The organism is Hafnia sp. HMSC23F03 (assembly GCF_001816025.1).
Lineage (GTDB): Bacteria > Pseudomonadota > Gammaproteobacteria > Enterobacterales > Enterobacteriaceae > Hafnia > Hafnia paralvei.
In genome coordinates, this window is record NZ_KV824232.1 from 178,348 (window position 1) to 192,859 (window position 14,512).

12 protein-coding genes are annotated in these 14,512 nt (G+C 46.5%); 5 read left to right on the top strand and 7 right to left on the bottom strand.

Annotated elements, in window-relative coordinates; genetic code table 11:
- Nucleotides 1-92: 92 nt before the first annotated feature.
- A complete protein-coding gene (locus HMPREF3091_RS14715) occupies nt 93-1,199 on the bottom strand; it encodes a glycerol dehydrogenase (protein ID WP_070716639.1) in 1,107 nt (368 codons plus the stop codon).
- A gap of 381 nt (nt 1,200-1,580) precedes the next feature.
- On the opposite strand from HMPREF3091_RS14715, the gene ydfZ reads away from it, so the two are divergent.
- Complete coding sequence (gene ydfZ, locus HMPREF3091_RS14720; RefSeq protein WP_070716641.1) at nt 1,581-1,784, top strand: putative selenium delivery protein YdfZ; 204 nt, start codon at nt 1,581-1,583, stop codon at nt 1,782-1,784.
- Nucleotides 1,785-1,867: 83 nt separating this feature from the next.
- Here ydfZ and aqpZ read toward each other — a convergent pair whose 3' ends face one another.
- From aqpZ to csgD, 5 genes are all read right to left on the bottom strand, one after another.
- Nucleotides 1,868-2,563, bottom strand: a complete 696-nt coding sequence (gene aqpZ, locus HMPREF3091_RS14725; RefSeq protein ID WP_035503416.1) for an aquaporin Z — start codon at nt 2,561-2,563, stop codon at nt 1,868-1,870.
- 975 nt (nt 2,564-3,538) lie between these two features.
- Nucleotides 3,539-4,381 carry a curli production assembly/transport protein CsgG gene (gene csgG / locus HMPREF3091_RS14730; protein WP_070716643.1) on the bottom strand — a complete coding sequence of 281 codons (843 nt, stop codon included), beginning with the start codon at nt 4,379-4,381 and terminating at the stop codon, nt 3,539-3,541.
- Between the two features lie 16 nt (nt 4,382-4,397).
- Nucleotides 4,398-4,808 (bottom strand): curli production assembly/transport protein CsgF, encoded by a 411-nt coding sequence (csgF, locus tag HMPREF3091_RS14735; protein WP_035503413.1) that lies wholly within the window; start codon nt 4,806-4,808, stop codon nt 4,398-4,400.
- A gap of 9 nt (nt 4,809-4,817) precedes the next feature.
- On the bottom strand, nt 4,818-5,207 hold the full coding sequence (csgE, locus tag HMPREF3091_RS14740; RefSeq protein ID WP_004092898.1) for a curli production assembly/transport protein CsgE: 390 nt from the start codon (nt 5,205-5,207) through the stop codon (nt 4,818-4,820).
- A gap of 3 nt (nt 5,208-5,210) precedes the next feature.
- Nucleotides 5,211-5,858, bottom strand: coding sequence for a biofilm master transcriptional regulator CsgD (gene csgD, locus HMPREF3091_RS14745; protein ID WP_035503477.1), 648 nt, complete (start codon nt 5,856-5,858; stop codon nt 5,211-5,213).
- 845 nt (nt 5,859-6,703) lie between these two features.
- Here csgD and HMPREF3091_RS14750 point away from each other — a divergent pair.
- The 3 genes from HMPREF3091_RS14750 to csgC all read left to right on the top strand — a co-directional run bounded on the left by HMPREF3091_RS14750 (nt 6,704) and on the right by csgC (nt 8,250).
- Nucleotides 6,704-7,213, top strand: a complete 510-nt coding sequence (locus HMPREF3091_RS14750) for a curlin (protein ID WP_070716644.1) — start codon at nt 6,704-6,706, stop codon at nt 7,211-7,213.
- Between the two features lie 52 nt (nt 7,214-7,265).
- Nucleotides 7,266-7,859, top strand: a complete 594-nt coding sequence (locus HMPREF3091_RS14755) for a hypothetical protein (RefSeq protein ID WP_004092890.1) — start codon at nt 7,266-7,268, stop codon at nt 7,857-7,859.
- Nucleotides 7,860-7,920: 61 nt separating this feature from the next.
- Entirely contained in the window at nt 7,921-8,250 is a 330-nt protein-coding gene (gene csgC / locus HMPREF3091_RS14760) for a curli assembly chaperone CsgC (RefSeq protein ID WP_070716646.1), read from the top strand.
- A gap of 83 nt (nt 8,251-8,333) precedes the next feature.
- Here csgC and putP read toward each other — a convergent pair whose 3' ends face one another.
- On the bottom strand, nt 8,334-9,815 hold the full coding sequence (putP, locus tag HMPREF3091_RS14765) for a sodium/proline symporter PutP (protein WP_130960600.1): 1,482 nt from the start codon (nt 9,813-9,815) through the stop codon (nt 8,334-8,336).
- Nucleotides 9,816-10,412: 597 nt separating this feature from the next.
- Here putP and putA point away from each other — a divergent pair.
- Nucleotides 10,413-14,387, top strand: a complete 3,975-nt coding sequence (gene putA / locus HMPREF3091_RS14770; RefSeq protein WP_070716651.1) for a trifunctional transcriptional regulator/proline dehydrogenase/L-glutamate gamma-semialdehyde dehydrogenase — start codon at nt 10,413-10,415, stop codon at nt 14,385-14,387.
- Nucleotides 14,388-14,512: the final 125 nt, after the last annotated feature.

Consider the following 14,512-nt stretch of genomic DNA (forward strand, 5'->3'; position numbering starts at 1 on the left):
CCGATCGGAGTCTCAATGTAAGACATTGCTTTTCACATAGGCACAAAAAAGCGGCCATCAGGCCGCTTTAGCAACATATTCAGCATTAAGTATTAAGCGTTTTTGTAACGCTCAGCCATGGCATTCGCTGCAACCATTGCTTCATAGACATCATCGGCGGTTAATTCCATTGGCATATTGCCCATCGTGTCCCCTTCCGCACAGGCAATCTCTGCCACTTTGCGCCATTCGGCTTCCACAAAGTTTTTCAGTCCCATGTCTTGTAGCGTCAGAGGCAATCCAGCCACTTTGATGATACGAATGACTTCGTCGAGTTCTGCGCGTGGGGCATTTTCTAGCACAAGCTGGGTGAGGAGACCAAATACCACTTTTTCGCCGTGCTGCGCGCGATGTAAATCAGGCACCGCAGACATACCGTTGTTGACCGCATGTGCGGCAGCTAAACCGCCCGCTTCAGCCCCAACGCCACTCAAATAAATCGTCGCTTCAATGGTTTGTTCAAGCGCAGGCGTAGAAACTTTATTTCTTACCGCATCCATCGCCGCATCAACATTTTCACTCAACAGCTCATAGCACAGTTGAGCCAGACCGAGTCCTGTCCGAGATGGTTTTTTCAGTACCAAATTCACACCATCCGCAGCATAGCAGGCACGCGCTTCAAAATAGGTTGCCAGCGCATCACCCACCCCGGCAGCAAAGAAACGCACCGGCGCGGCAGCAATGATTGAAGTATCGGCAATAACGGCATCAGGGTTTTGTGGCAAAAATAGGTAGCGTTCGAACTCCCCTTCTTCGCTATAGATGACCGCCAGCGCAGTACATGGAGCATCGGTAGACGCAATCGTTGGGAATAAAATAACCGGTAATTTATGGTAGTAGGCGACTGCTTTAGCAGAATCTAAGGTTTTGCCTCCGCCGATGCCGACAATAACATTTGCATTCTGCGATTCGGCTAAGGCACCAAGTCGTTTAATTTCAACTTCAGTACATTCGTAGTTAAATTTTTCACAGGTGCCTTTTAGCCCTGCCTTTTGCAACCCTGTAACGGCCTCATCCTTCACTCGTGGCAATATGAATTCATCACTGATGATAAACGCGTTATCACCAAAATCTTTCACGTAATCATGCATTTGTTGAAGAAGCCCGCGCCCAATAACAAATTTTTTCGGTGAAGTAACCGTACGAGGTGTTTTATTCATATGACGCTCCTGAAAATAACAGCACGACTTGCTGAAGGTGATCTTTCGTTAAGAAAAAATTTATCCTCATAAAAGGATACGCCTTCATCCACCGCTAAACTACCTAAGACAAGGTAATGCTAACTATTTAGGGTTATTATTTTATCTGTGAGATGATTTTAGAGAAAAGGCTATGTTTAGCTGAAAAATTAAACGACCAAATAGGATAATTAGCTTCTAGATTTTGCGGCATAAATTCATCGGATTTTTCTCTGTATGCTTTTATTCTGAATAAAAATTAAAAATGAATTCATATTACAATTAAAACTAAGTACGGACTTTATCAACAGATTTGATAGGTCTAGCATTGCCTTATTGCTTATCTTTTGATGGAGAAACTATATGCAAATTGCTTACGATCGAAACAGAAACCCTTTACGCGTTGGCGCCCGCGTTATAGAAAACGGCACGCGTAATGTCATGGTGATTAAAGCGATTAACGATAAGAATTTAGCAAGAGAGAAAATTCGCGCGGCAAAATGCGTCGTATGCAACGATAGCAATGAATATTATGCACCGCAGGATCTGATTTTACTCGGCCATTAATCAACAAGGCTGATAGTCACTTTCCGATACTGATATAAAAAAGCCTGAGCATTGCTCAGGCTTTTTGTCAGGTATAAAGAAATTTAGTCTTTCTTCTCGAGCAAATGACGATAGATTAAACCGCCAATAATGCCGCCAATAATAGGCATTAGCCAGAATAGCCACAGCTGCTGCAATGCCCAAGTGCCTTGGAAAATAGCGACTGCAGTACTACGTGCTGGGTTTACAGACGTATTTGTCACTGGAATACTAATAAGATGGATCAGCGTTAGCGCCAAACCAATCGCTAATGGCGCAAAACCAGCCGGTGCGCGCTTATCAGTCACGCCATGAATAACAATCAGGAAGAATGCACTCAAAACCATTTCAACCACAACAGCAGATTGCAATGAGAATCCGCCAGGTGAATGTTCACCATACCCGTTTGATGCGAAACCACTAACCGTGGCATCAAAGCCAGCTTTACCGCTAGCAATAACATAAAGCACGGCTGCCGCCGCAATGCCGCCAATCACTTGAGCAACAACGTAAGGCACCACGTCTTTCGCACTGAAACGCCCACCGGCCCACAGCCCAATAGTCACCGCAGGGTTAAAATGGCCACCTGAAATATGGCCAACGGCATATGCCATAGTCAAAACGGTTAAGCCAAATGCCAATGCAACGCCAGCAAATCCGATACCTAATTCAGGGAACCCAGCCGCCAGAACGGCGCTACCACAACCACCAAATACGAGCCAGAACGTACCAAAAAACTCGGCCGACATTTTTTTAAACATCATTACCTCAACAATCAAAATAAAAGGCGACTAGAGAATTGCGTTAAAACGCAATGCCAGCACCGTATTTCTGTAGGCACTTTTGTTTCGTCAGGCTATGTTCTATACAATAAAGATAATAAAACCCTTTGCCTCACTCTCTCCGCAGGCAAACAGTTTTTACATCCATGATTAAATAAACTTAACGATGAGGCTTCCATTGCTCAAAATAAGTATTATTTAGATAAGCATCCATTTTTTGTATGCATTCTCCACATGTATTATTTTTTCTCAAGGGAAAAATAGTGAGATTATTCTCAGATATCGTGGCAAATCAACAGATTAAAACAAAATACCTACATAGGCGGAATTTGTTTAACAAATTCAACAAATCGCCCTGACTGAAATTCATACAAAATCAGGCAATAATCTTTTTTCACAAAAGATTGCCCACTATTTATGGATTAATATGAGGTTTAGAAATATCGGCTTTTTTACAGACCTCAGTAAAAATTTGCATTCTTTCACAGGTTTTATCAACAGCAAAAACCATCATGTAGCAAAAAATAATGAAGCCGAATAAGCAGGAAAGGACAAGCAGTATTTTTGTTTTCATCGTAAGTTAGGTAGGAGCATCTTTAGGCTATGTAAGAAGGCTGTCCCTACTTTAACAACAGAAAGTTAAACTAAGGCTCTACGGACTTACGCTAAACAAGATAGGCAGCACATAATGCTAACAGATGAAACGCACTCGGCACGAAAAGACACGCGCTACATGGAGGCGCCGAACACGTTTCTCTGTTACCACTTCTACAATGCATCCAAGGATAGGCTGGCTTGCTAAAACTTTCAAGCCTCTCCCCTTCAAGATATTGTAATCTAAGAGTTCGCCGAAATTTTACAATGCAAAATGATTAAGATTCCCCCCTTTGAGATCTACGCCTAACATATTGAATAAATGATAAAAGACAAAAGCCAGCCTTACGGCTGGCTTTTTTAAACAGACTTAAGAAGTATAGGTACAATCGTACTCTTATAACGTTCAAGTATCGGGGATGTGACATCCTTAGCGTTTTTCAGCGACCACAAATTACGTGTAATACCATCGTTGACCAAGTAGATCACGCCAGTTTCAATCGCTGACATAACGCAAAGCATGACCGGTTCATTTGTGGTGTAACCAATTTCCCCTTCAAGCAGACGCTGGTAATCAATGTAGCGAAATACCCCGGCCTGAACTTCATAGGACAAAATCGTTTTGCTGGTATTTACCGATGATAATACTTGTCCAGTATTAACATCAACGACGCGTAAATTAACGGCGATCTGATCTAACTGATATTGTGTGCTAGCACCAATACCAAAGAAACGAGCTCCCGCGCCCCCAGATTTTACGTTACTTTCATAGCCAATAATTGAACCTTCAATAAGCACATTTGCCGCAACCAGAGATGAAAGCTGGCGCTGGTTATTCACCGCGACTGTGCCATTTTCTTGAGCTGCACGAATAATTTTCCGTTCATTTAATAGATTCTGTAACCCCTGCCTTTCTAAGGGGATAAACCAACCAGAATCTTTCAAGGCAGAAACCAGCATTGCCGTTGCACTTTGGGGAACCGCGGTCGAAAAGTTACTGGCCGGGTATGGTTTAAACTGCCCCGTCTCATCCTGAATATTGTATACAGAGACAAACAGCTTTCCTGCAGGCTCAGGCAGATGCGTTAAATCCTGATAGCTTTGCACCCGAGGCATTAACGTGGGTTTAGCCGCTTGCTTTGGCGGAGCCGTTAGGCATCCGCTCAATAAAAGAACGGAGATCATCAATAAATAGCTGCGCATGGCTCATCATCCCGTGCTAATTGGAATTAATGCTTGAGAGGCCATCAACTTCGATGGTTGAGGATTTACCTGTCGTACGATCGAGAATATTCATTGTTAATCGCCCATCAATATTTTTCACATCGACAATGAAGTCCTTGGTCACTAAGCGCCCTGGTTTCCCTTGGCTAATATTGCCCATCAGATTTCCCAATAGTTGGGATTGAATAACTGAAGTGAAGTTGTCTAATGCCGATGGTGTTGCGGTATCAAAATTATATCCGTTGGGGTCTTTATACGAATTCTGTGCATTCGCTTCATTGAGCAAAAATGCACCATTATTAGGATTGCCACCAAAATTAGGGTTAACAAACTGAAAAACCATATTACCGCCCCACGATACTGGGGAGATTAGTATTGATATAAAGGCTAGATAAGTGACTCGCATTGTGACTCCTTAAAACTCATCTGCGGTTAAGTCACCAGTATTGAGAAGCGCTTTATCGATAGAACGGCGAGATAGCGATTCGCTAACGCTTTCAATAGCTACGGCAACATCTTTGTCAAAGCTGCGTTTGTTTGGAAATAAAAACGTTTGATAAACCGTATCCTGTTCAATTTTGATGGTGATCCAACTTCCCCAGCGGGCACTCGGTCTTTCATTGATCGTTAGCGTTCCTGGGTATTCTTTTCCCCAGTTGTCGCTGAAATCACGATAAAAGGCATGACCAATTGATGTCACCGTGTGATCGGTAATTAATCCGGGAACCTCAATTTCAGCCGCAGAGGCATACTTTCCTGCACTGCATATAGAGGCAATGACAAGAATAAGCATTATTTTTTTCATCATTTAACGCCTGAGGTGATCGTTAGCCCAGGAAACCGCCTGTGTGCGATTTTTTACCGATATTTTCTTAAATAGATTATAAAGATGCGTTTTGACCGTGTTTTCACTAATGAATAACAACTTGGCTATTTCGGTGTTTGAGGCACCGGCCCTTAGCTTATTCAGTATTTCTTTTTCTCGATGAGTGAGCCCTGTTGCCTCCGGACTATGATAACGATATTGAGATGATTGGCTGATTAAATAACTGGCAACCCCTTGGCTAAAAAAGCACTCCCCCTTGATGACACTCTTTATTCCTTCAGTTAGCGTTCTTTCGTCCATCGATGGATAGAACACGGCACTAATATTTGGCCATGACTCAATCTCTTGGTTTTGATAATCATCAGGAGTATTTAATAACAATATTCTATTTCTCTGTCGGCAACGACTCAGCTCTGATTGCCACAAAACAGTCGTGCGTCGATCGGCCTCCATAAGGTCGAAAAGATAGAGAGTATTGTCTACGGGGTCATTTAAATCTTTGTTGATGTTATGTATCTTGGTATTTACCTGTAACGTCAATTGAAGCTGGTGCAATAATGCTGTTGCTTGTAATGACGGTTTAGTTATTAATACCAACAAATACTTCTTACGCTCTACTTCATCAAGCATAATAAAACCCTGCATTTATGCGAGGCGCAGCGCTCCCTGCTTAATTAAAAACAGTTTTTATTGGGCGCTACATTTCCGCTGCTGTGTAAAAGGCAGTGCAAGAAAAATTTGAAATATGCACAGAGACGAGCCGTATGTGCCATCCGTTATTGCGGGCACATTACATGATTTAATCTAGACATTGGCGCTTCTAACGCAAGTGTTATTTGTGTTTCAAAATGTAACTCAATATTTATAAATAAGTCTTATCATTGTTTCTCATTTACATAATCCTTAATCGTTTCTTTAGATTCATCCAAGAAATAGCCAACAGATAATCATTTTTAAAAACACAAAAAAGATAAAATTATTCTTTTTGGTAAAGTACTTAGCGCATACGTTAATGGGGGATACCACTTTGTGATTAGCCTGCTTGGTATATTTACATGCATTTCCCTTAGGTAAGTGGTATGTAAATTGTATCTTTTACTGCAAAACAATACCCCCTTGCCGCTCATGCTAACGCATGAAATTTTTCCACACGTCGGTGATGCCATAGGCTATTACCACAATGGACGCGTACAGGGATGACAAACTCATGGCATAAGCAAGATGAAAAGCGACTATCCGCGTGTTCATGCCCGACTAATTGGCTCTTTAGCTTTTATTACAATGAATAAACATCATAATCTCATACTTTCTTATCAGGCTTTATTTTTAAAATACGACTTCTAGGTGAGTTATTTAATTTTTCTTCCGCACATACTCAAATCGTAAATCGGAATATTCCTGAAAGATACCTCAGGACGTTAACATACGAATCAGCACGTCATGATTTGATTCACCGATTACATTAGGACGGCAAAATGAAAAAGATTGTCTTTTCAGCCGCTCTGCTTATCGCCCCTTATTTGGCAGTAGCAAATAGTGATTTGGCTAACGCTGATATGAGCACTGGTTATAGTGACTTGAATAGCAGTTATAACCAAAGCGCACTTATTAACCAGATAGGTAGCGATAATAGAGCATTTACCCATCAGCAAGGTACGAACAATCATTCGATTATCGTACAACAGGGAAATAGTAACCAAGGCAGAATTACTCAATCCAGCAGCAATAATAATGCGTTAATTGCTCAACGAGGATCGGGAAACTCTGCGGATATTACTCAGCTTAGCAGCAATAACAATGCCGTTATTGCTCAACTAGGTAATGGAAATAGTGATTCCATCATTCAAGACAGCTTTGGTAATTCTGCTTATATCATTTCCTTTGGGAAAAATAATATAACGCAGATTACGCAAACGGGCACAAACCGCTCAGCCGGTGTTGTGCAAAATGCATCAGGAATGGCCATTAGAGTTACACAACATTAGTTATTGTTTATCTGATACACACATCTGATTCTTTAACCGACGGGGTAACATCATGAATAAGTGGAAAATCATCGCAGCATCTAGCTTAGTTTTTGCTATGAGTAATGCCATGGCGTTAACTAACCCAGCTTACGTTTTCCAATTCACACCTCAAACCGGAGCATTCGGCGGGGAGGTGCAGGTCTATCAGCAAGGAGCCAGCAATATTTCCAGCGTTAATCAAGATTCTGCGATTTTATCTAAAACATCCGTATCTCAAAGCGGCCTATTCGGCGGTACAAGCAACTACGCATCGGTAAACCAGAACGGCAACGTCAGCGTTGTTGATATCAATCAACAAGGCAATAATAACGCGGCCACTTCAAGTCAAAACGGGAGTTGGTCTGTCACTGAAGTCTCCCAATCGGGTCTATTAGGCAACTCGGCAACAACAAATCAAAGCGGTGACTTCTCCAGAACTGCCGTGGTTCAGTCAGGTTTTGGCTTGAATAATGCCGTAACCAGTCAGAGTGCCGATGCCGCCGTTATTGTTGTTCGCCAAAACGGCGCATCCAACTACGCTAGCAGCTCACAAACGGCTGACTTCTCTTACTCTAACGTAAATCAAGTCGGTGCAAACAACGCCTCATACGTTAATCAGAACTAACAGTTCTCCCCCCAACAAGACAGGGCAAAGCCCTGTCTTGTTTTTATTGTCGGAGCCGCAAATGCACACTCTTCTGATCGCCTCCGTTTTATCTAATCAGCTCTGGTTCGACACAACCCAAGAGGGTCAATATTACATCCTCAAGCCCATGGCGGCGGTCACCAATAGCTGCGTATGCAATATTGCCGTAGACATAATCCGACGCGGCGTTCATGGTGAAAGCACTTCCCAACAAAAAGGCATGGTTCAGCTAACCGCCAACCGAAAACAAGCGTTAGGGCAAATGAGTTTTCCCGTACTGCAAGGTGACTGGCTGCAAGTTACCGTTGTCTTAACCGATGGCGATAAAATGCGCTTGGAGAAACAAGTGATACTACCCGATAAGGTTTGAATCAATGGCTACTGCGTTCGCCCATTAAAAAAGGAAATGCCTTCGCAGACATTTCCTTTTTTGCACATCAACAGATTCACTATTTAGACGGTTTTATACTCTGCTTCCGCATCGGCAAAGCGCGTCTGGATAGCCTGTGAAGGCGCACGCCCCATCAGGCTAACAACCACAATCGCAACGCTAGCGAAAATGAAGCCGGGGATAATCTCATACAGATTAAACCAGCCATACTGCTTCCATACGATGACGGTAATGGCCCCGATCAACATACCGACCAATGCGCCATTACGCGTCATACGAGGCCACATCACAGAAATTAATACCACTGGACCAAATGCTGCACCAAAACCGGCCCATGCGTAACTCACTAACCCCAGCACACGGTTTTCAGGATTGGCAGCCAATGCGATGGCAATCAATGCCACCAGCAGAACCATCAGGCGTCCTACCCACACTAGCTCACGCTGCGACGCTTTCTTACGGAAGAAGGCTTTATACAAGTCTTCGGTAATCGCACTTGAGCACACCAGCAGCTGACAACTCAGCGTACTCATCACCGCCGCTAAGATGGCCGACAGCAAGATCCCTGCAATCCAAGGGTTAAACAAGATTTTAGCCAGCTCGATAAACACACGTTCACCGTTCTCAGACACGGTTCCCGCTTGGCTCGGGTTATTTTCAAAGTAGGCAATACCAAAGAAGCCCACCGCAACCGCACCGGCCAGACATAAAATCATCCAGGTCATACTAATTCGGCGTGCTTTGCGAATAGTTTGATGAGAATCTGCCGCCATAAAGCGTGCCAAAATATGTGGCTGACCGAAATAGCCTAATCCCCAACCCATCAGGGAGATGATGGCGATCAGGTTCAAACCCTTGAACATATCAAGATTGGCCGGATTCTTAGCTTCGATGACGAGCATGGAAGTATCAATGCCACCCACGGCCAAAATAACGATCACCGGCGTTAAGATCAGTGCGAAAATCATTAAGCTCGCTTGAACCGTGTCGGTCCAGCTGACAGCCAAGAAACCACCTATAAAGGTATAGAGGATGGTCGCCGCTGCACCTGCCCACAGAGCCGTTTCATAGCTCATACCGAAGGTGCTTTCAAACAGACGCGCGCCCGCAACGATGCCTGATGCACAATAGATGGTGAAAAATACCAAAATGACCACCGCTGAGATCACGCGCAGCAGCTTGCTGGTGTCTTCAAAGCGACTGGTGAAATAATCAGGCAGCGTCAGCGCGTTATTGTTGGCCTCGGTGTGCACACGTAAACGCCCTGCTACCAGCTTCCAGTTCAAATAGGCTCCAACGGTTAATCCAATGGCAATCCAACTTTCAGAAATCCCCGAAAGATAAATCGCGCCTGGTAAACCCATCAACAGCCAGCCGCTCATATCAGAGGCGCCAGCTGATAATGCGGTAACCACGCTACCTAAACTGCGTCCGCCTAAAATATAGTCATCAAAGTTGTTGGTAGCGCGATATGCCACTAAGCCAATGACGATCATTCCCAAGATGTAGACCAAAAAGGTCACCAACATCGGTGTACTTATCATGCAGGTGTCTCCGTATTTTATTTTTATCCGTCATACTTGGAGTGGCTTTTATAATTAGCGATGCTTGCTGACAACTCAGACTCAGCTCCAACTACTCAGGCTATATGCCTAACATTCAGGCATTTTTATACTGTTAGTTCTGTTTTAAACACTTAGCTGCTTTAAAAACTCAGCCGCATCGGAACGATGATGCGGCCAAACCCCATCTTAAATACAACCAATAATGAAAATCTAAACGTCGGCATCTTATGAACAGGCTTAGCTCATTCACAAGTTATTTAACTCAAAAGTTACACAAAGTTTACCATTCATCACATTTTGACCTGCATCAGGTTGCAACACCGATTCATTAACATGCCCTTTAGCATCGTTAGGCATTAAAATATCCCTTTAATTTATAATGAAATATTCAATGCCGAGTATAACCACGTCTGCATTGCCCCACACAACCGTGGATTAAACCGCGGGATAAAACCTGCGCCATTTCACACATTCAAAACTTGTACCTTTTAACAAGGTTGCACAAAGTTGCAACATTCATAATGAACAGGATATGCTCAGGCTCTACCTTACAAAAATAAAATGGAGTAGGACGGCATGGGCACCACCACTATGGGTGTAAAACTTGACGAAGCGACGCGAGATCGTATTAAAGCCGCCGCACAGCAGATCGATCGCACGCCGCATTGGGTAATCAAGCAGGCGATATTTAACTATCTTGAGCGAGTCGAGAGCGGCAGTACGCTCCCAGAACTGCCCCTTCCCACTTCCGACACACTTTCCAGCGACGGCGAAGACACCGTAGCGCCGCCAGATCAACCACATCAGCCGTTCCTTGATTTTGCAGAACAAATTCTACCTCAGTCCGTTTCACGCGCTGCCATCACCGCGGCCTATCGCCGCCCTGAGCATGAAGCCGTTTCCATGCTGCTCGAACAGGCGCGTATGGCACCTGAACTCGCGCAATCGACGCACCAGATGGCTTATAAGATTGCAGAAAAGCTGCGCAACCAAAAAAGCGCCAACGGCAGAGCGGGGATCGTACAAAACCTGTTGCAAGAGTTTTCACTCTCTTCGCAAGAAGGCGTGGCGCTGATGTGTCTGGCTGAAGCCTTACTGCGTATTCCCGATAAAGCAACACGCGATGCGCTGATTCGCGACAAAATCAGCAACGGTAACTGGCATTCTCATCTCGGTCGTAGTCCTTCTCTGTTCGTCAACGCGGCCACATGGGGACTCCTGCTCACCGGACGTCTAGTCGCCACCCACAACGAATCTAAGCTTTCTAGCTCGCTGAACCGTATTATCGGCAAAGGCGGCGAACCCTTGATTCGCAAAGGCGTTGATATGGCGATGCGCCTAATGGGCGAACAGTTCGTTACCGGAGAAACCATCGCTGAAGCGCTGGCAAATGCGCGTAAGCACGAAGAAAAAGGCTTCCGCTACTCTTACGACATGCTCGGTGAAGCCGCGCTAACCGAAGCTGACGCCCAGCGTTATATGATTTCCTATCAACAGGCCATTCACGCCATCGGGAAAGCGTCTAACGGTCGTGGTATTTACGAAGGGCCGGGGATCTCCATCAAACTTTCAGCCCTGCATCCTCGCTACAGCCGTGCACAATATGAGCGAATGATGGACGAACTTTATCCTCGTTTGCTCTCCCTGACATTGCTGGCACGCAGCTATGACATAGGCATTAATATCGATGCGGAAGAAGCTGACCGTCTGGAAATCTCACTCGACCTGCTGGAACGCTTGTGCTTTGAGCCAGAGTTAGCCGGTTGGAACGGCATTGGCTTTGTGATTCAGGCCTATCAGAAACGCTGTCCGGCGGTGATCGATTATGTCATCGATTTGGCCCAGCGCAGCCATCGCCGCCTGATGATTCGCTTGGTCAAAGGCGCCTATTGGGACAGCGAAATTAAGCGTGCTCAGGTGGATGGTTTAGAAGGATATCCTGTTTATAGCCGTAAGGTTTACACCGACGTTTCTTATTTAGCCTGTGCGCGTAAACTGCTGGCGGTTCCTAGCGCTATTTATCCGCAGTTCGCCACGCATAATGCCCACACGTTATCGGCGATCTATCACCTCGCAGGGCAAAACTACTATCCGGGTCAGTATGAATTCCAATGCTTACACGGCATGGGTGAACCACTGTACGAGCAGGTGGTTGGAAAAATCGCCGAGGGTAAATTTAACCGCCCTTGTCGTATTTATGCACCAGTGGGAACCCATGAAACGCTATTGGCCTATTTGGTGCGTCGACTGCTAGAAAACGGGGCGAATACATCGTTTGTCAACCGTATTGCTGATAACTCGCTGCCGCTGGATGAACTTGTTGCCGACCCCGTATCCGCGGTTGAATCGATGGCAGCCAAAGAGGGGGCTATTGGCCTACCTCATCCGCGTATTCCCTCCCCGCGTGGGCTGTATGGCGAGGAGCGCCGTAACTCACGCGGCTTGGATCTTTCCAATGAGCAGCGCTTGGCCTCTCTCTCCAGCACGCTACTGAGTAGCACCAGTCATAATTGGAACTGTGCCCCTATTCTCGAGCATCCCGCCAGTAGCGATCAGCCATCTCAACCGGTGATTAATCCTGCCGAGCCGCGCGATATCGTAGGCTATGTCACACCGGCCAACGATGCGGATATTGAAACCGCGCTAACCAGCGCAGTGAATGCGGGGCCAATTTGGTTCTCGACTCCGCCGGAGCAACGCGCTGCCGTGCTGGATCGCGCCGCAGACTTAATGGAAGATCAGTTGCAGAGCCTGTTGGGTCTGCTCGCTCGTGAAGCGGGTAAAACGTTTAACAATGCCATTGCAGAAGTTCGCGAAGCGGTCGATTTCCTGCACTATTACGCTCAGCAGGTACGTCACGATTTCGCCAATGATACTCACCGTCCGCTGGGTCCCGTCGTGTGTATCAGTCCATGGAACTTCCCGTTAGCCATCTTTACCGGACAAGTTGCCGCCGCGCTAGCTGCGGGAAATAGCGTGTTAGCCAAGCCAGCCGAACAAACGCCGCTGGTCGCAGCTCAAGCCGTACGCATTCTGCTTGAAGCCGGCGTGCCATCCGGTGTTCTACAGCTATTACCAGGTGAAGGTGAAACCGTGGGCGCTAAACTGGTTGGTGATAGTCGCGTGCGCGGCGTCATGTTTACCGGCTCTACCGCCGTTGCCGGTATTTTGCAGCGTAATATCTCTGGACGTTTGGATCCTCAAGGTCGCACCACGCCATTGATCGCCGAAACCGGTGGTCTGAATGCGATGATCGTAGACTCATCCGCGCTGACCGAACAGGTCGTCACTGACGTCGTGGCTTCTGCATTCGACAGTGCCGGACAGCGCTGTTCTGCGCTACGTATTCTGTGCGTGCAAGAAGATATCGCCGATCACACACTGCAAATGTTGCGCGGCGCGATGGCCGAATGCCGAATGGGGAATCCTGAGCGCCTATCAACCGATATTGGCCCCGTTATCGATGCCGAAGCTAAAGACAATATCGATCGTCACATTCAGGCTATGCGCGCCAAAGGCCATAATGTCTATCAGGCCGCGTTTGAACATCCACAAGATAGTAAAGAATGGTCTGAAGGAACCTTCGTCAAACCGACTTTGATTGAGCTAGAGAGCTTTGACGAGCTCGAACAGGAAGTCTTTGGCCCCGTTCTGCACGTTGTTCGTTACAACCGTCAGAATCTTGACGCATTGATCGAGCAAATCAACGCGGCGGGTTACGGACTTACGCTCGGCATCCATACCCGTATTGATGAAACCATCGCGCAGGTGACCGAACAGGCAAAAGTGGGTAACCAGTACGTTAACCGTAATATGGTGGGCGCCGTGGTTGGCGTGCAGCCGTTCGGCGGTGAAGGGCTGTCCGGTACGGGGCCTAAGGCCGGTGGGCCACTCTACGTCTATCGCCTGCTTTCTAGCCGCCCAGACGATGCGGTAAGCCGTACGCTGGCACGTCAAGACCATGAGCAAAACGTTGACGCAACCCTACGCCAGCCATTGTTGGCTGCCCATCAAGCATTACTAACGTGGGCGCAGCAAGAGAAAAACACCGCGCTGGCGCAGCGCTGCCAAGAGTTTGGTGATTGGGCGCAAGGCGGCACCGTGCGCTTATTGCCAGGTCCGACTGGAGAGCGCAATACATATGCACTCCTCCCGCGTGAACGTGTGCTATGTCTGTTCGACAATGAGCAAGATGCCCTGATCCAGCTCGCTGCCGTGCTCGCGGTGGGTAGCCGTGCTCAATGGATTGATAGCGAAGTTCAGCGCACGCTCTATCGTCGCCTGCCTAAAACCGTACAGCAGCAGATTAACGTGGCGAAATCATGGGATGCCGAGGGCGTTGAGTTTGACGCGGTGATCTACCACGGTGACTCAGACCAGCTACGCAGCCTATGCGAAAAAATCGCCGAGCGCCCTGGTGCGATTGTGTCAGTACAAGGGTTCTCACACGGAGAAACCGGTATTCTGCTAGAGCGCCTGCTGCTAGAGCGTTCACTGAGTGTGAATACCGCCGCCGCTGGTGGGAATGCGAGTTTAATGACGATAGGGTGATAGGTAAGATTTGGAGGGGGTGTTGGTTGTGTGGGGGTATGTGTAAGATTTCGTACGCTTAAGACATCGAAATCCACATAGCCATTGTGCTAGCGTCCGAGTTGGGGGGCCAATCGCTGCCCCCC

Excerpts from the sequence above, each read along its gene's own strand:
- HMPREF3091_RS14715 (WP_070716639.1), bottom strand. The coding sequence starts at position 1,199 with ATGAATAAAACACCTCGTACGGTTACTTCACCGAAAAAATTTGTTATT.
- ydfZ (WP_070716641.1), top strand. The coding sequence starts at position 1,581 with ATGCAAATTGCTTACGATCGAAACAGAAACCCTTTACGCGTTGGCGCC.
- aqpZ (WP_035503416.1), bottom strand. The coding sequence starts at position 2,563 with ATGTTTAAAAAAATGTCGGCCGAGTTTTTTGGTACGTTCTGGCTCGTA.
- csgG (WP_070716643.1), bottom strand. The coding sequence starts at position 4,381 with ATGCGCAGCTATTTATTGATGATCTCCGTTCTTTTATTGAGCGGATGC.
- csgF (WP_035503413.1), bottom strand. The coding sequence starts at position 4,808 with ATGCGAGTCACTTATCTAGCCTTTATATCAATACTAATCTCCCCAGTA.
- csgE (WP_004092898.1), bottom strand. The coding sequence starts at position 5,207 with ATGAAAAAAATAATGCTTATTCTTGTCATTGCCTCTATATGCAGTGCA.
- csgD (WP_035503477.1), bottom strand. The coding sequence starts at position 5,858 with ATGCTTGATGAAGTAGAGCGTAAGAAGTATTTGTTGGTATTAATAACT.
- HMPREF3091_RS14750 (WP_070716644.1), top strand. The coding sequence starts at position 6,704 with ATGAAAAAGATTGTCTTTTCAGCCGCTCTGCTTATCGCCCCTTATTTG.
- HMPREF3091_RS14755 (WP_004092890.1), top strand. The coding sequence starts at position 7,266 with ATGAATAAGTGGAAAATCATCGCAGCATCTAGCTTAGTTTTTGCTATG.
- csgC (WP_070716646.1), top strand. The coding sequence starts at position 7,921 with ATGCACACTCTTCTGATCGCCTCCGTTTTATCTAATCAGCTCTGGTTC.
- putP (WP_130960600.1), bottom strand. The coding sequence starts at position 9,815 with ATGATAAGTACACCGATGTTGGTGACCTTTTTGGTCTACATCTTGGGA.
- putA (WP_070716651.1), top strand. The coding sequence starts at position 10,413 with ATGGGCACCACCACTATGGGTGTAAAACTTGACGAAGCGACGCGAGAT.